Here is a 14,867-nt window from a genome sequence, read left to right on the forward strand (position 1 = left end):
GTTGCACGGGCGCCGACTGGCGCCATTGGTCACCCGACCGGGATGGCTCGGGAAACGTCTATCAGAGCGGAAGAATCTTCCGAACTGAATGGCCGCCCGACGAAATCGCGCGGCACGAAAAAAGGGGCGCATTATGCAGAGCCAATCAAGCCTCCGCCAGAGTTTGCGCCCCTTTTATGATGACCGGATGTCGTCTCAGCCGAGTTCGACGATCTCGTAGTCGTGGGTGATCTCCACCCCGCCGCGACCGAGCATGATCGACGCCGAGCAGTATTTCTCCGCCGACAGCTCCACCGCGCGCTTGACCTGGGCCTCCTTGAGACCGCGGCCCTTGACCACGAAGTGCACGTGGATCTTCGTGAACACCTTGGGCTCCTCGTCGGCCCTTTCGGCCTCGAGGAAGGCTTCGCAGCTCTCCACCGGCTGGCGCGCCTTCTTCAGGATGCTGACCACATCGAAGTTGGTGCAGCCGCCGAGGCCGATCAGGACCATCTCCATAGGGCGCACCCCGAGGTTGCGTCCGCCATGGTCCGGCGGACCGTCCATGACCACCACGTGGCCGCTACCGGACTCGCCGAGGAACATCGCCTCGCCCGCCCACTGGATACGCGCTTTCATCGTTCAGACTCCCGCCGGCAAAGGGCGCCAGCTTAGCACAGGGCCCAAGGACAGTACGGGATCACAGTCCTGATAGCTGCGTCGCAAAATCACATCGACCTTCATGGTCCGTCTGTTAAGCTGGACGCGGTTTACTGGCACACTTCCTGATCTGCCCGGTTGGGGGGAGCTCTCCGCTGAGCTCCCGGGCCCTGGCAGGTCTCTCCATAAGAACTCAAAAAAACATCGCCTTGTACGTCAGGCATATTCTTTATTCTTTCGGGACTCGGGCATGGTAGCTATTACCCACACACCCAAACTCAAACCCCTAGACAAGCTGCTCGCACACTGTCACCGCCGCCGCTACACCGCAAAGAGCACCATCATCTATGCCGGCGATCGCTGCGAAACGCTGTTCTTCATCATCAAGGGTTCGGTCACCATCCTCATCGAGGACGACGACGGCCGCGAAATGATCATCGGCTACCTCAACAGCGGTGATTTCTTCGGCGAGCTGGGATTGTTCGAAAAGGAAGGCAGCGAACAGGAACGCAGCGCCTGGGTTCGCGCCAAAGTGGAATGCGAAGTCGCCGAGATCAGCTATGCGAAGTTCCGCGAACTGTCACAGCAGGACTCGGAGATCCTCTACACCCTCGGCAGCCAGATGGCCGACCGCCTGCGCAAGACCACCCGCAAGGTGGGCGACCTGGCCTTCCTCGACGTCACCGGACGCGTGGCCCGCACCTTGCTGGACCTGTGCCAGCAACCGGACGCCATGACCCACCCGGACGGCATGCAGATCAAGATCACCCGCCAGGAGATCGGCCGGATCGTCGGCTGCTCGCGGGAAATGGTCGGACGCGTGCTGAAGAGCCTGGAGGAGCAGGGCCTGGTGCATGTGAAAGGAAAGACCATGGTGGTCTTCGGCACCCGCTGAACAGCACCCATGAAAAAGGCCGGTCGCAACCGGCCTTTTTCATGGGATTCGACAGCGCGGATCAGTCAGGATCGGCGCCCAGCACCACGCCGCCACGCTCCTGGAAGAACAGGCGCTTCAACTCCAGGCCAGGATCGTCGGCCCGCATGAACGCCTCGCCAACCAGGAAGGCGTAGACCTCGCTGACTTCCATCAGCTCCACGTCGGCCCGGTTGAGAATACCACTCTCGGTGACCACCAGGCGGTCGCGGGGAATTTCCGGCAACAGGTCTAGGGTGGTTTCCAGGCTCACCTCGAAGGTGTGCAGGTTGCGGTTGTTGATGCCCACCAACGGCGTGTCCAGGGTCTTCAGCGCACGCTCCAGCTCGGTGCCGTCATGCACTTCGACCAGTACGTCGAGACCGACCGACTTGGCAGTCGCCGCCAGTTCGGCCATCAGCACGTCGTCCAGCGCCGAGACGATCAGCAGGATGCAGTCGGCACCGATCGCCCGCGCCTCGACGATCTGGTACGGATCGATCATGAAGTCCTTGCGGATCACCGGCAGCGCACAGGCGGCCCGCGCTTCCTTCAGATAGGCATCGGCGCCCTGGAAGAAGTCCACGTCGGTGAGCACCGACAGGCACGCCGCGCCACCCGCCTCGTAGCTGCGGGCGATCTCCGCCGGGACGAAGTGTTCGCGCAGCACGCCCTTGCTCGGCGATGCCTTCTTGATCTCGGCGATCACTGCCGGCTCCTTGCGCTTGGCCCGCTCCAGCAGGGCACTGGCGAAGCCGCGCGGCGCATCGGCGCCATGCGCCAGCCGCTCGACCTCGGCCAGGTTGACGCGCGCACGGCGCTCGGCGACCTCCTCGGCCTTGCGGGCGAGGATCTTCTGCAGAACCGTCGGCACACTCACTGTGCGTTCTCCTCTCTGTAAACGGCGGTGAAGGCCACCAGTTCGTCCATCTTCTCCCGCGCCAGCCCTGTGTGCAGGGCATCGTGGGCCAGTTGAATGCCCTCGTGCAGGCTGGTCGCCAGATCGGCAGCGTACAGTGCCGGGCCGGCATTCATCACGATCAATTCAGCGGCCTTCTGCCCGGCCTCGGTCTTGCGCCGCCCCAATGCGTCGCGGATCAGATCCAGCGAAGCTTGCGGACTGTCGACCTCCAGGCCCATCAGGGTCTGGCTCTTGATCCCGAAGTCTTCGGGACGCACTTCGTACTCGCGTACCTCGCCGTCCTTCAACTCGGCAATGTGGGTCGCCGCGGCCAGACTGAACTCGTCCAGCCCGTCGCGCGAATGCACCACCAGCACATGCTCGCTGCCGAGACGCTTGAGCACTTCAGCCAGCGGCTTGCACAGTTCCTGGGTGAACACCCCGACCACCTGGTGCCTGACTCCGGCCGGGTTGGTCAGTGGGCCAAGCATGTTGAACAGAGTCCGCAAGCCCAGCTCGCGGCGCGGACCGGCGGCGTACTTCATGGCCTTGTGGTGGACCTGGGCGAACATGAACCCGACACCGACGGTGTCGATGCAACGCGCCACCTGCTCGGAGGTCAGCTCCAGGTAGATGCCGGCGGCTTCCAGCAAGTCGGCGCTGCCGCTCTTGCCGGAGACCGCGCGGTTACCGTGTTTGGCGACCTTGCCGCCAGCGGCGGCCACCACGAAGGACGCCGCCGAGGATACGTTGAAGATGTTCGCGCCATCGCCACCGGTGCCGACCACGTCGACCACATGCTTCAGCGTAGGCAACTGCACGCCGTCGGCCAGCTCGCGCATCACCGCCACCGCGCCGACGATCTCGTCGATGGTTTCGCTCTTCATCCGCATGCCCATCAGGAAGGCGCCGATCTGCGCGTCGGTGCACTGCCCGGTCATGATCTGGCGCATGACCGCCTGCATTTCCTCGGTGGTCAGGTCGAGCTGGTTGACGATGCGATTGAGGGCTCCCTTGATATCCATCTCAGTTGCCCTCCCCACGCACGCCGCCCTGCTGGCGGAGGAAGTTGGCCAGCAACTCGTGGCCCTGCTCGGTGAGGATGGACTCGGGATGGAACTGCACGCCCTCGACATTCAGGGTCTTGTGCCGCACCCCCATGATTTCGTCGACCGAGCCATCGTCGAGTTGGGTCCAGGCGGTGATCTCCAGGCACTCCGGCAGGCTCTCGCGCTTCACCACCAGCGAGTGGTAGCGGGTCACCGTCAGCGGGTTGGCCAGGCCGGCGAACACACCGAGGTCCTTGTGGTGGATCGGGCTGGTCTTGCCGTGCATCACCTGCCGCGCCCGCACCACTTCGCCGCCGAAGGCCTGGCCGATGCTCTGGTGGCCAAGGCAGACACCGAGCAGCGGCAGCTTACCGGCGAAACGCTCGATCACGGCCAGCGAGACGCCGGCCTCGTTGGGAGTGCAGGGACCGGGGGAAAGGACGATGCGCTCGGGCGCCAGGGCCTCGATCTGTTCCACGCTCAGCTCGTCGTTGCGCACCACCTTGACCTCGGCCTTGAGTTCGCCGAAGTACTGCACCAGGTTGTAGGTGAAGGAGTCGTAGTTATCGATCATCAGCAGCATGCTGGCTGTAACCTCTTGATTTCATTCCTATGCGATTCGCATCACCCGGCTTTCGCCACGCCCGGTTCCCGGCGCGCTCGCGCAGGAAGGGAGAGTGGATCGTCGGCATTATGCCTATGGAAAACGGGGGACGCAGGGAGACGTGACCGGCCAGGCCGGCGAAGAAGAAGTCAGGCGCGCCAGCGCCAACGGGCGAATGCCTTGATGAGGGAGGTGATGATGCTGCTGAGGTGGATCACGATAGCGGTCTCACGGAGCCATGTTGGGGAACATAGCCCAGTGGGGAGGATGGGTGCAACAGCGGGATGTCGGAAGGAAGGCCGATCCGAGAGGATCGGCCGAAAGGTTTAGCGGCAGGCACGCAACGCCGCCTGCAATTCGAGTTCGTAGCCCTGCCGCTGGCGGCGCTCGGCGAGCAATGCGCGAACCTTGGCCTGCAGCGAATCGCCGGCCTTCAGCGTGGCGCCGGCCCAGCTCGGCGGGCGCACGTCAGGTACACGGCAGGGCACTGCCAGGGGAACCTCGACGCGCACGGGGCGAGGTGTCGTCGGCGAGGCTGCGCAGCCCGCGAGGAGCAGACAAAGCCCCAGCAGGAGACGGGTCATAGTCCCAGCTCCCGGTCGATCGCCGCACCTGCCGCCTGGCAGTCCACGCCAATGTCGGGCTCCTGGAGCAGACGCACGGCCGCGGCGTACTGCTCCGCGGCCTGTGCCCTGGCCTCGCCGAGTGCCTGCTCGGCGTCCTTCGCGCGCCTCTCGGCGCTCGCCTGCAACGCCGCCAGCGCTCGCTGCTGCTCATCGAGCAAAGCCTCGAGCTGGCCGCTGGCGACGCGGCTGGCGGTGAGTTGGTCCCGGGCCTCCTCCAGTTGCGGACGATAGTGGCGGGCAACCAGGCCGCCGCCGAGCAAGGCGCCGGCCAGCAGGACCAGCAACACGGCCGGCAGGAGCAGAGCAAGCCGGCTCATGACAGCACCGCCCTGGTCCGCTGCCACAACGCCAGGCGCTCCGCCTGGCCATTCAGGCCGCCGTTGATGCGGCGGGTGATGGCAGCGAACTCGCCGCGGTCGGCCAGCTCGTTGAGCCCGTGACCGGCCCACCACCAAGCGGCGCTGCGGGCCGCCGGCACGGGCTGCTCCAGGCGCCAGGGCTCGGCTTCCAGCGGCTCGCCGAGGGCCTCGCCGACCAACCGGTAGTTGGCACGCCCGGTGATCTGTAGCAGGCCACGCCCGCGGAAGCGCCAGCCATCGCCGGACGCTTCGTCGCCATTGCCGTTGCGCGTGGCGTAGGTGTTGTCGGCAATTGCCTGCGGATTGCGCGCCAGTCGCAAGGCCAACGCGTTGGGCTGCCCGTCGGGGCCGAGATAGCGGCTCGGCCAGGTCGCCGCCAAGCCTTGGGCGCTGTAATTGAGGTTCTCCACCAGCCGGGTCAACTGGCTGCTTTCATGGCCTACCTGGGCGAGAAACGCGGCACGCCGCGCCGGTGTGTCGATCTCCCTCTCGTCCATGGCCCGTTGCAACGCCGCAACGAAAACGCCCGCGACGAGGCGGGCGTTGGGAAAATGCGCAGCAATTGCTGCTCGGTCAGTTTCATCGATCCTCCTGCACTCCGATGGGTTTCAGGCGTCACCCCTTGCCGCCTCGGCCGCCGTTGCATTGCACGACAGTGATCCATCCGCTGGAGCTGTAGGTGTGCTCCACCGAGTCGATCAGGAACTCGCCGTCGATTCCCGCCTTGAAGCCTTGGAGCAGCAGGCTGCGCTCGGCGAACAGGTCGCCACGCCCTGGCAGTTCCAGGCGCACACTGGCACTGGAGCGGCTGAAGCTCGCCAGGCGAGCCTTCGCCGCCTGCTCGGCCTCTCCACGGCTGGCATAGAGATGCCGGTCGACATGCTCGCCCGTGGCCGTAGCCGGTGCCTTCGGGTTCTTCAGCTCGACGCTCTTGACCTCGCCGGTTCCGGGCGATTGGTAGCGGGTCTTCACCGTTCTCATCAGGCTGCGGTCGTCGTAGGTAACGTCGAAGCTGCCGACGTCAGCACGTCCCAACACCAAAGGTTCGATCCGACGCCCCGTGGCGCTCTGCCCGCTCTGTCGCGGCAGCACCATGAGCATGCCCTCGGCCAGCTTGGCGGTGCAGTCGTATTGGCGCGCCAGACGGGTGACGAAGTGGTAGTCGGACTCGTTGACCTGGTCGACCCGGGCGATCGCCCCCTGCAACGGACATTCCACGCGCCAGCCGTTGCGTGCGCCAACATCGCGGCAGACCTGAGCCAGGGTAGTGCCCTCCCAACCGCCACTGCGTATCGTCTTGCCACTACCGCGCATGTCGCCGGCCTTGGCAGTGACGGTCAGGCAGTCCGGCGGACCAGCCCACTGCAAGGTGTCCACGGTAAAGCGTCCCATGCGCATCAGTGGCTCGCCGGCATAGCCGAGATGAACCTCCAGCACCGCACCACGCCTGGGTAAGGCCACCTGTCCATCGCGATCGTCGATCCTCAAGGTCAGGCTGTCGGACTCCATGCCCGGCTTGTCCAGCAAGGTCAGCTTGAGCAGGCGGTCATTCAGCCGCTGGGTGACGTCGGTGCCGTCGGCAACGATACGGAAACTCGGTTGCACCTGGTTTCTCCAGAAAAGAAAAACCCCGCCAAGGCGGGGTTGCGGGTGAGCGGTCGATCAATCCCACAGGCGCACCTGTTCGACATTGACCACCGGCATGTCAGGGAAACTGATCAGCAAGCCGGCGCGGAATGGCTGCTGCTCATCGGCCAGCCCGGGATTGGCGTCGAGGGTCGCCTCGACGCAGCCCAACAGATGGCCATAGACGTGGTAGCAGAGGCTGTCCAGCATGTCGCCGTCAGCGGTTCGGCAGGTCGTCGCCATAGCGCTTGAACTCCAGGTCGAAGGTTTGTTTGCGGGGAGCGCCGTTGCCCAGCAGGGCGCTCTGGTTCTCGCTGATCCGCACCAGACACCAGAGGCCCATCTGCACCTCGCCGTAGCCGCTGCTCAGGATCAGCGGCTCACGCCGCTCCGCCAACCGGCGCAGCGCTTCGAGCTGCTCCAGACCGACGACCTTTTCCTGATTACCTACCTGTCGACGCAGCGGGAATACCGCCCCCTTGAGCAGGATGCTCTCCTCGCCCATGCCGACGCTCTGCAGCGCCGGCCGCCGGCCCAGGCGCACCTGCCCGCTCCAGTTGTAGGCACTGTTGCGCTGCAGGGCGTCGAAGGCGGCAGTATTCAGGTTGAAGTAGAACGGTTGGGCATTGGCGGTCAGCGGCTGCAATACCAGCAGGTGCGGCAAGGGCGCTACGGCCTCGCTCGAGGGCGTCGCCGAGAGTGCCAGCAGCCACGACGGCAGCACCCCCGCCAGCGTCGGGCTGATGTCGCCAGCGACCTTGCCGACCGCCTGCGCGGCACTGTTCACCTGGACCTTCAGCGCATCCAGGCGTTCGTCGATACCAAGCAACGCCCGGCTTGCCCGGTCATAGGTGGAGACCACGCGGTTCACCTTGCCCTGCGCCTGGCCGATGCCGCGCATGGCACGCTGCAGCCGGGCAGCCATTTCCGGCGATACGCCGGGCAGATTCTCCAGCTCCGCGGCTGCGCCGCGGAGCTCGCCGATCGCACCGTTCACCGGAGCGACTACCTTGTCCAGACTCTTGCGTCCGGACTCGCCGGCGCGACCCAGGTACCTCAGGCCGGCCTGCAATTGTTCCAGATATGCCATGGGGACTCCTTAGACCATCGCCGGGTCGTAGAGGCTGCGCCGCTGCCGCTCGTCGGCGAAGTCGACAAGCATGCGTTGCAGGTAGGGCAGCAACTCGTCGGCCAGGCGCTGCGGCTCGTGTACGTTGCCTTGCACCGTCAGGTTGATCTGCGGCGCGAAGGTCCAGTTGGGCGCAGCCGCGACGGGCTCGGCCTGTGGTGCGGGCACCGCCGGCTTGTTGTCCGAGGCCGCCGGTGGATCGCCAGCCAGACTGCGTCCCAGACGCCCCCCCAGCTCGCTACCGCCCCAGGCGCCGATAGCGCCGCCAACCAATCCACCGATCAGCGTACCGACCACCGGCACCACCGAGCCGATGCTCGCTCCCAGAGCGGCGCCAGCCAGGGAACCAGCCAGGGAGCCGCCGGCCTCGCCATAGGCGATGGTCTTTTCGCTCTCCGACAGGTCGCTGGAGTAGACCTCAGCGACATCGATCAACGACGAGGCCACTTGCAGCGGCGCGTTGCGTATGGGCAAACGCGACAGGTGCGGCAGCTTTCCTGCCATCGCCCCCAAGCCTCCTCCAGCCGAGAAGCCAAGGGATGGAAGGGAGCGGGCCTTCACCCCACCGCCCTTGCCTCTCTTCCTGCGTGGTGTTTGACCGCGCTTTCGTTGTGCTGGCCTCCTCGCGGACTCCAGCGTAGAGTCGCCTCCCGGCACCGGCCAGTTGGTAACGAACACGCGCTGTATTTCACTACCACCCGATACCCGGCCTGCGCCCTGTTCGATCAGATCTCCGACGGCAGCGATCCCTCGCTGACCGAGCCGACCGCCACGCAACACGTCGATAGCGCCGCGCCCTCCCTTGTAGGCGAGATACCCGGATAGCACCGCACCTGCGGCGGCGGTAAGACCGGCCGTCGTCCGCGGATAGGCTTCGAGCAGTTCCGCAGTCGACTCGCCGAGTACCGCGCTCCCCTTGGCCAGGTTGTCCAGATATGGATTCAGGGCGCTGCCCAAAGCGGTCTGCGCCCTCTCCCAACTGTCGCTGGAAGCCTTCCACAGCTCCTGGGACATCCCCTTGCGACGCTGCGCATCGCGCTCCGAAGAGCCAGCGGAAGACTGCTGGGATTCGAGCAAGCCCTGGAACTCGCCGCGCGACGCTCGATAGGCTTCAAGCGCCGGCGAGGCCACGCCGGCGCTGAGCTTGCCGCCCTTATCCCGATAGCGCGCAGCCAGCTCCAGGTTGGCCTCCAGCAGACTCGCTCCGTCCTTGCGCAGCGCTTCCAGGTCCCGGTCGTAGTCCTGGCCATAAGCGCGTTTCAAGCTGCCGCTGCTGACGAACTCCAGCCAGGCCTTCATCCGCACGTCCGCTTTGTCTGGCGCGGTGTTCTTTGCCTGAATCTCCAGCAAGGCCCCCAGTGCACCGACATCGCCGGCCGTGGCCTCTCCCGCATTGCCCAGCGCTGACAACAAGGCAGGCAGGCGACGCGCCAGGGCCTCACTACCGACTCTGCCTTTACCCAGGACGACCAGGCGGTCGAGGGAGGCGGACAATTGCTCTGGCGAGTCCGAACCCTGGGCCAGTTGCAACGCTCGAACCAGCCCCGCAGCCTCGGCTGAAGCAACCCCTTGGCCAAAGCCGAAGCGGCCCGCCAGTCCCAGATTCATTTGCGCGGCGGCGAACCCCATACCGGTGGCGTTCAAGTGCTCCAGCATGTCCAGCGTCGCCGTGCGTCCCAGGCCGCTCTGGCTTGCACTGTCCTGGATCAGGGATGCCAAGGCTGGCTCCCGACCGGCGTCCAGGCCGTTGCGGATCGCCAGGTCGCGCAACCGCGCTTGATAACCGGCAGCCGTCTTGCTGGCTTCCACGACCAGTCCGGAAAATGCGCTAGCCAATGGTATTGCCTGGTTGGCCTGCTCCAACCGTTGCAGGCCGCGGACCTGCATATCCAGGCCACGCTGCATCTCGCCCAGTCGAGCGTAGGCATCGCCCGCGTCCCTGGCCTCGATGCCGAGTCGCTTCAGTTGCTCCTGGCGTTCGCCAAGCTGCCGGGCATGCTCAGCAACGCCGCGGTCCCCGACCTTGCGCATATCGGCGAGCTCTCGCTCCAGGCGTATGGCATCTCCCAGCACATCCCTCAGGCTGGACGCCTGGCGAGAACGTTCCTGGAGACTGTCGAGCCGTGCCTTGACGGTCTCGAATGCCTTACCCAAGGAGGGGTCGGCGATGCCGCCGATGGAGACCACCAGGTCCATGTCTTTACTCATGACGGTTCGTCTCGTCTGTTATCGATGTCCGCCTCCGCGGACCTACTGAAGTAGCGCGGGCGCCGCTCGCCTGGCGGACGGCGCCGTCGCTCACTCCTCGCCCTCGGCGAGCCACCAGAGCAGGTCGCCCAGGGTCATGCGCTCCAGTTCGCTGGCCTGGAAGCCCAGCTCAATGGCCAGGCGCCTCGCCAGTTGCCGCATACGCGAAGGCGTCGTCCGTGTCGTCTTGCACCAGGCGAAAGTAGGCGCCTTGCAGCCGCTGGTAGTCGCTCAGCTTCAGCCCCTCCAGGTCCTGGCGGCTGACCTGCGCCAGCGAGGCGAACAGTTGCAGTTCGCGCTCCTCGGCATCGTCGCCGGCTACCTTGCCGGCAAGGCGGATATCACGCACGGTGGGTGCACGCAGGGTCAGCGTGTCGACGCTGACCCCGTTGCACTGTGCCGGACGCGAGAGACGAACGAGGGCGGCGTCGGTATCCAGCGTCAGCCAGCCCGGCAGTCGATTCTCTTGGGTCATGTCCGGAGCTCCTCTTACAGGCCGAGGTCGTTGCGCATGCCGGCCAACTGGTCGACACCGTTGATCGCGCGGACACCGTTGACCGGATCGATCTCGTAGACCTCGCGGCCATCGACTTCCAGCTTGTAGTAGCTGACCGCAACGGCGTACTTGAACTCGGCCTTCTCGCCGGCCTTCCAGTCGCCCGGGTCGACCTCCTTGAGCAGGCCGCGCAGGGTAGCTACCACTGGCACGCTGGCGCCCTTCTGGCCCTTGAAGGAGCCGCGGAACACGCCATTGAAAGCGCTCTGGTCGGCCAGGCCGAAGAAATTCAGCGCTTCTCGGCGGGCACCGTTGGTGGAGAACTTGGCCTCCATCGCCTCCAGGCCCATGTCGATGGATACCGGCGCATCCATGCCGCCGGCACGGTATTGCTCGGTCTTCACAGCCAGCTTGGGCAGGGTCAGGGATGGCACGTCACCGGCGAAGCTCACGCCATCGATGAACAGGTTGGTATTGGTCAGGGTTTGCGGAATCATCACGGGCGCTCCTTAGGCGACATCCAGAACTTCGGTGAGCCACTGATCGGTCACCTCGACACGGAAATTGGGGTTCTCGGCAGGCGGCACATCGGTGAAGCGGATGTTCCAGTACACCTTGCCCTGGGCCAGCTGGCTGGCGGTGTTCAGGTCCGGGTCGGCATAGACCTCGAAGTTGATCACCGCTCCCTGGTTCTTCAGATCGCGCATGAAGGCGCGCAGGCCCTCGGTGACATCCTTCACGTAGGTCTTGGTGATGCCGCGGTCCACCGCCCACTTGTGTCCGGCGAGGATCGCATCCATCACCAGGTCCATGGTCCGAACGCGGGTGACGAAAGCCCACTTGCTGTCGCTGGACAAGGTGCGGTTGCCCCACAGGCGATAGCCATCGTCGCGAATGATCGTGGCGATATTGGCGTTGTTGAGCAGGTTGGCGCGACAGGTCTCATCGCCGTCGAGGAACTCCACCGGACGACTGGTGCCGGTGACGCCCTTGATCTCCTTGTTCGACGGCGAGGACCAGAAGCCGTACTCGGCGTCGGTCCAGGCGAACAGGCCGGCGGCGTAGGCCGAAGCCGGGGCGTTGCGCGCGGCATTGGTGGCGCTGTCCCAAACCTGCACGCCCGGGTCGACCATGAACAGGCGCTTGCTGCCGAAGTTCTTGGCGTAGGCGACGGCCGCCTCGTCGGTGCTATTGGGACCATCGAGAATGGCGATGGCCCGCAGTTTCTCGGCCAGCCCGTCCATGGCGGTGGCCACCGCTTGCTGGGCCGAATGACCAGGCGCAACCAGTAGACGCGGCTGGGCATTGAAACGGCTCTTGCCGTCTAGCAGAGCCTGCAGTCCGGTGCGCTCGCCGGCAGCGCTGACACCGCCTATGACGGCGCTGGCCTGGGCCTCGGGTGTCTCCGCGGCTTCCACGCCCACCGCCACGATCACGGCTTGGGCGCGGTTATAGATGGCCTCGCAGGCCAGGTAGATCGACGAGCCGATGCCGAACGCCGCGGCGGCGTCCTTCTTGCTGGTGAGCAGCACCGGAACGTTGGGCTTGGCGCTTGCCTGCGCCCCCGGCGTGAAAACATCGCAGAGGCCGATGACGGAACTGGCCGGCAGCGCGATGGTGCGCGCACCGATATCGACGTTGGTTACCGTAACGCCGTGGAAGAAACTCATAGGTAGATCTCCATTAATGAAAAACCCCGCACGGGGCGGGGTTCAGGGGGTGATGAGCGGTTCGAGCCACAGCGGCGGCTCGGGTCTTGCGCCTAAACCAGGAAACGCCGCGGATGCCGGCCAGTCTCGAAGGCTGGCGCGGTACAGCGTGAGTTCGAGCAGTTGCGCCTGGTTCAGGGTCGTAGTCTTGCCCAGGTCGAGCTCATCCCGGTGACGGGCGATGGGGCCATCAGTAAGCGTCAACTGGCGATCGCGCCAGATGCGCTCACGGTGGGCCAGGACCTCTTCTGCCGGGGCCGGTGGGTCGATGCAGAACGGACGGCCGGCGGCGTCGGCGACGATCTGCTTGCCCTCGCTCTGGGCTACCAACAGCGCCAGGTACTCAGCTTCCTCGAGGGGATACATCCGCGCGTCGATAGGCATGCGGTCGCCGTGGACATCCTTTGAATAGAAACCGCCAGTGGCGGCATGAAAAAAAATCATGGGGTCACCTCAACAGCCAATGGCCACAAGCCTGATCGCATAGTTCTGGACCGCGCCGTGATACTCGGTAGCGACGATCACGCACCCCGTGGTGCTGACGCTGACATCTGCAAGGGTGACGGTCGATGCCGACGTCGCCGGCCGCCCCAGCTCCTTGACGCTCGGCACCACGTGCAGGCAGGTAGTGGGAAACGCAATCGGAAAGGTCAGCGAGCGGTTGACGATTCCACCCGGATGATCGCCGACACTCACTGTCATCCACTGCACGATGAGTCCTGTGTCGTTATCCTTCCACCAGCCATTCAGCGATCGGTTCGCCGTCGCGGGAACCCCAGCCCCGATATTGTTGCGCGCCCCCGCTGCCGTATTCGAACCAAGACCGCCGCGCGCCAGAGGCAGGATTCCCGACGTGATCTGGGCGGCATCGTGGTTGTGGCCAGTAGGCGGAAAGGTCGCCGGCTTTCCTGGCAGGGCGGCCCACGTAAAGCCACTTTTCAGCAGATAGTCGTTCGGATTGAAGTCCGCTCCATGCCATACACGCCGCCATGGATACCAGGTGTTGGTGTAGCGGCAACGGAAATAGAACCCTTCGCCGTCATAGACCTGGTATGTCTGGTAGATGAAATTGGTGCCAGCATTATGCACTTGAAGCAAGCCGGCCCGGGGGACCGGATAGTTCGCCCCACTTTCGGCCTGTGCATTGGCCGTCTGGTACCACCATCCCGACGTGATCAGCGAGTTGAGATTGACCGCACCGCCCAAGGCCCCGTCCGCCTCCTTGCTGAACGAACCACCTATGTCACAGCGCTTCCAGGGCAGCCAGTCCCGGGCGCTAGGGTTGGCCGCGTAGGACACCCGTACATACATCTCGGATGTAGCGTTGTAGCTCGTTGCAATCTGCGAAGCATTGCCGTTCTGATCCGGATAGAACATCGACTGGATGTAGAAGTACCGTCCGGCAACAGGTCCGTTCGCATGATTGGTCAGCATCAACGGCACGGTCGCGGTGTTCGGATCGCTAGTGGTCGAGACAGCAGTAGCCAACCCGCGCGCGAATACCGGCAAACGCTGCTCGGCCAGCACCCCGCTGACCAGCTTCGACGCATCCAGCCCGGGAATGTCCGTCGCCGCCAGCCCCATTCCAGCAGTCACCCTTCCCTTCGTATCCACGGTCACCTTCGGATAGCTGCCCGCCGCCACACCGGTAGCGGAAAGACTCAGCGGCGCCGAAACGTTGGCACTGCCGTCGAAGGTCACCGACCAGGAGGCATCGCCACTGGCTGCCAGGTTGCGCGGAGCGGCCAGCTTGCTGGATGACACGGCGTTGCCATCGACTCGCAGCGCATCGGTGATGCCATAGCCGGCCAGGGTGGTGGCCTTGTTCGCCTTCTGCGCCAGTTTTCCGTCGGTATCGGCCTTGGTATAGGCATCTCCGATCGCATAGCCGGCCAGGGTGGTCGGATTGCTGCCCAGGGTGACCACCCCGTTGGCGTTCACCGTGACCGAGCGATAGCTGCCCGCCGTCACGCCGGAAGGCGCCAGGCCAATGCTGCGGTCGGCAGAAAGGTCTCCCCCACCGACCAGGCCACTGCCAGCCAGGATCTTGCGGCCCTTGAAATCGGCAGCGACCTTTTCCTTCACCCAGTCCTGGGTGGCGTAGATGATGCCGTTGTCGATCAGCAGCTGGACATTCTCCAGGCCGGAGAGCGCGATGTTCACCCGAATGGTCTGGGTCCGCGCACTGCCACTTTCCATTGCTGCCTTGTAGCTGGGCGGGCAGTTGGATACTGCGACGAACTTGCCGTCGGCATCCTGCAGGCCGATCTCGCGGATCCAGAAGCCACCTACCTCAACTGGTAGCACCACCTCGGCAACCAGAGTGTTGATGTTCTTGTCCGACACGAACAAGCGATTGAGCTGCGCCCGGTAGCGCTGGTTGATCAGTTTCGTCTGCGTGGCTGCGGGTATCGGATCCGGAGTAGCACCCGGTGCGCCGCCGGCATCGCCGATCAGCATGTGGGTCGGCTGCCACTTCTTGCCTGCGGCGCTGGCGGCGGTCAACGCCGCAGCGCCGATGTCGGTCAGCAGGCCGCCGTATTTCGGAGTACTGGTATTGGTCGTCATG

At 64.9% G+C, this 14,867-nt stretch carries 16 protein-coding genes and 1 pseudogene; 1 reads left to right on the plus strand and 16 read right to left on the minus strand.

Annotated features, from left to right (window positions below; genetic code table 11):
- Nucleotides 1–195: 195 nt before the first annotated feature.
- A complete protein-coding gene (locus HMPREF2886_RS12035) occupies nucleotides 196–618 on the minus strand; it encodes an OsmC family protein (RefSeq protein ID WP_003085219.1) in 423 nt (140 codons plus the stop codon).
- Nucleotides 619–889: 271 nt separating this feature from the next.
- Between HMPREF2886_RS12035 and crp the strand changes: the two genes are divergently transcribed.
- A complete protein-coding gene (crp, locus tag HMPREF2886_RS12040; RefSeq protein ID WP_070747422.1) occupies nucleotides 890–1,534 on the plus strand; it encodes a cAMP-activated global transcriptional regulator CRP in 645 nt (214 codons plus the stop codon).
- Nucleotides 1,535–1,595: 61 nt separating this feature from the next.
- On the opposite strand, the gene trpC is transcribed toward crp, so the two are convergent.
- The 15 genes and pseudogenes from trpC to HMPREF2886_RS12115 all read right to left on the minus strand — a co-directional run bounded on the left by trpC (nucleotide 1,596) and on the right by HMPREF2886_RS12115 (nucleotide 14,866).
- Nucleotides 1,596–2,432 (minus strand): indole-3-glycerol phosphate synthase TrpC, encoded by an 837-nt coding sequence (gene trpC / locus HMPREF2886_RS12045; protein ID WP_057387862.1) that lies wholly within the window; start codon nucleotides 2,430–2,432, stop codon nucleotides 1,596–1,598.
- Complete coding sequence (gene trpD / locus HMPREF2886_RS12050) at nucleotides 2,429–3,478, minus strand: anthranilate phosphoribosyltransferase (RefSeq protein ID WP_033972894.1); 1,050 nt, start codon at nucleotides 3,476–3,478, stop codon at nucleotides 2,429–2,431. The genes trpC and trpD overlap by 4 nt, the downstream gene beginning before the upstream one ends.
- Nucleotide 3,479: 1 nt before the next feature.
- Entirely contained in the window at nucleotides 3,480–4,085 is a 606-nt protein-coding gene (locus tag HMPREF2886_RS12055) for an aminodeoxychorismate/anthranilate synthase component II (protein WP_033972893.1), read from the minus strand.
- A gap of 347 nt (nucleotides 4,086–4,432) precedes the next feature.
- Nucleotides 4,433–4,690, minus strand: coding sequence for a hypothetical protein (locus HMPREF2886_RS12060; RefSeq protein ID WP_033977942.1), 258 nt, complete (start codon nucleotides 4,688–4,690; stop codon nucleotides 4,433–4,435).
- Nucleotides 4,687–5,049, minus strand: coding sequence for a hypothetical protein (locus HMPREF2886_RS12065; protein WP_033978078.1), 363 nt, complete (start codon nucleotides 5,047–5,049; stop codon nucleotides 4,687–4,689). The genes HMPREF2886_RS12060 and HMPREF2886_RS12065 overlap by 4 nt, the downstream gene beginning before the upstream one ends.
- Nucleotides 5,046–5,674, minus strand: a pseudogene (locus HMPREF2886_RS12070) (glycoside hydrolase family 19 protein). Before HMPREF2886_RS12070 ends, HMPREF2886_RS12065 begins: the two are co-directional and overlap by 4 nt.
- Before the next feature lie 32 nt (nucleotides 5,675–5,706).
- Nucleotides 5,707–6,696, minus strand: coding sequence for a phage late control D family protein (locus HMPREF2886_RS12075; RefSeq protein ID WP_033977947.1), 990 nt, complete (start codon nucleotides 6,694–6,696; stop codon nucleotides 5,707–5,709).
- Nucleotides 6,697–6,753: 57 nt separating this feature from the next.
- Nucleotides 6,754–6,960 (minus strand): tail protein X, encoded by a 207-nt coding sequence (locus tag HMPREF2886_RS12080; protein WP_003101635.1) that lies wholly within the window; start codon nucleotides 6,958–6,960, stop codon nucleotides 6,754–6,756.
- On the minus strand, nucleotides 6,935–7,807 hold the full coding sequence (locus HMPREF2886_RS12085; RefSeq protein WP_033977949.1) for a phage tail protein: 873 nt from the start codon (nucleotides 7,805–7,807) through the stop codon (nucleotides 6,935–6,937). Before HMPREF2886_RS12085 ends, HMPREF2886_RS12080 begins: the two co-directional genes overlap by 26 nt.
- A gap of 9 nt (nucleotides 7,808–7,816) precedes the next feature.
- Nucleotides 7,817–10,054, minus strand: coding sequence for a phage tail length tape measure protein (locus HMPREF2886_RS12090; RefSeq protein ID WP_033977951.1), 2,238 nt, complete (start codon nucleotides 10,052–10,054; stop codon nucleotides 7,817–7,819).
- Between the two features lie 169 nt (nucleotides 10,055–10,223).
- A complete protein-coding gene (locus HMPREF2886_RS12095) occupies nucleotides 10,224–10,568 on the minus strand; it encodes a phage tail assembly protein (protein ID WP_033977952.1) in 345 nt (114 codons plus the stop codon).
- Nucleotides 10,569–10,582: 14 nt separating this feature from the next.
- Nucleotides 10,583–11,086 (minus strand): phage major tail tube protein, encoded by a 504-nt coding sequence (locus tag HMPREF2886_RS12100; RefSeq protein WP_003085175.1) that lies wholly within the window; start codon nucleotides 11,084–11,086, stop codon nucleotides 10,583–10,585.
- A 12-nt stretch (nucleotides 11,087–11,098) separates the two neighbouring features.
- Nucleotides 11,099–12,259 carry a phage tail sheath subtilisin-like domain-containing protein gene (locus HMPREF2886_RS12105; RefSeq protein ID WP_033977953.1) on the minus strand — a complete coding sequence of 387 codons (1,161 nt, stop codon included), beginning with the start codon at nucleotides 12,257–12,259 and terminating at the stop codon, nucleotides 11,099–11,101.
- 42 nt (nucleotides 12,260–12,301) lie between these two features.
- On the minus strand, nucleotides 12,302–12,742 hold the full coding sequence (locus HMPREF2886_RS12110; RefSeq protein ID WP_033977955.1) for a tail fiber assembly protein: 441 nt from the start codon (nucleotides 12,740–12,742) through the stop codon (nucleotides 12,302–12,304).
- 9 nt (nucleotides 12,743–12,751) lie between these two features.
- Complete coding sequence (locus HMPREF2886_RS12115; RefSeq protein ID WP_070747424.1) at nucleotides 12,752–14,866, minus strand: phage tail-collar fiber domain-containing protein; 2,115 nt, start codon at nucleotides 14,864–14,866, stop codon at nucleotides 12,752–12,754.
- Nucleotide 14,867 lies beyond the last annotated feature (1 nt).

The sequence above is a fragment of the Pseudomonas sp. HMSC066A08 genome, from assembly GCF_001813025.1.
GTDB classification, from domain to species: domain Bacteria; phylum Pseudomonadota; class Gammaproteobacteria; order Pseudomonadales; family Pseudomonadaceae; genus Pseudomonas; species Pseudomonas aeruginosa.

Excerpts from the sequence above, each read along its gene's own strand:
- HMPREF2886_RS12060 (WP_033977942.1), bottom strand. The coding sequence starts at position 4,690 with ATGACCCGTCTCCTGCTGGGGCTTTGTCTGCTCCTCGCGGGCTGCGCA.
- HMPREF2886_RS12090 (WP_033977951.1), bottom strand. The coding sequence starts at position 10,054 with ATGAGTAAAGACATGGACCTGGTGGTCTCCATCGGCGGCATCGCCGAC.
- trpD (WP_033972894.1), bottom strand. The coding sequence starts at position 3,478 with ATGGATATCAAGGGAGCCCTCAATCGCATCGTCAACCAGCTCGACCTG.
- HMPREF2886_RS12095 (WP_033977952.1), bottom strand. The coding sequence starts at position 10,568 with ATGACCCAAGAGAATCGACTGCCGGGCTGGCTGACGCTGGATACCGAC.
- HMPREF2886_RS12080 (WP_003101635.1), bottom strand. The coding sequence starts at position 6,960 with ATGGCGACGACCTGCCGAACCGCTGACGGCGACATGCTGGACAGCCTC.
- HMPREF2886_RS12110 (WP_033977955.1), bottom strand. The coding sequence starts at position 12,742 with ATGATTTTTTTTCATGCCGCCACTGGCGGTTTCTATTCAAAGGATGTC.
- HMPREF2886_RS12105 (WP_033977953.1), bottom strand. The coding sequence starts at position 12,259 with ATGAGTTTCTTCCACGGCGTTACGGTAACCAACGTCGATATCGGTGCG.
- HMPREF2886_RS12115 (WP_070747424.1), bottom strand. The coding sequence starts at position 14,866 with ATGACGACCAATACCAGTACTCCGAAATACGGCGGCCTGCTGACCGAC.
- HMPREF2886_RS12085 (WP_033977949.1), bottom strand. The coding sequence starts at position 7,807 with ATGGCATATCTGGAACAATTGCAGGCCGGCCTGAGGTACCTGGGTCGC.
- HMPREF2886_RS12055 (WP_033972893.1), bottom strand. The coding sequence starts at position 4,085 with ATGCTGCTGATGATCGATAACTACGACTCCTTCACCTACAACCTGGTG.
- crp (WP_070747422.1), top strand. The coding sequence starts at position 890 with ATGGTAGCTATTACCCACACACCCAAACTCAAACCCCTAGACAAGCTG.
- HMPREF2886_RS12065 (WP_033978078.1), bottom strand. The coding sequence starts at position 5,049 with ATGAGCCGGCTTGCTCTGCTCCTGCCGGCCGTGTTGCTGGTCCTGCTG.
- HMPREF2886_RS12035 (WP_003085219.1), bottom strand. The coding sequence starts at position 618 with ATGAAAGCGCGTATCCAGTGGGCGGGCGAGGCGATGTTCCTCGGCGAG.
- HMPREF2886_RS12100 (WP_003085175.1), bottom strand. The coding sequence starts at position 11,086 with ATGATTCCGCAAACCCTGACCAATACCAACCTGTTCATCGATGGCGTG.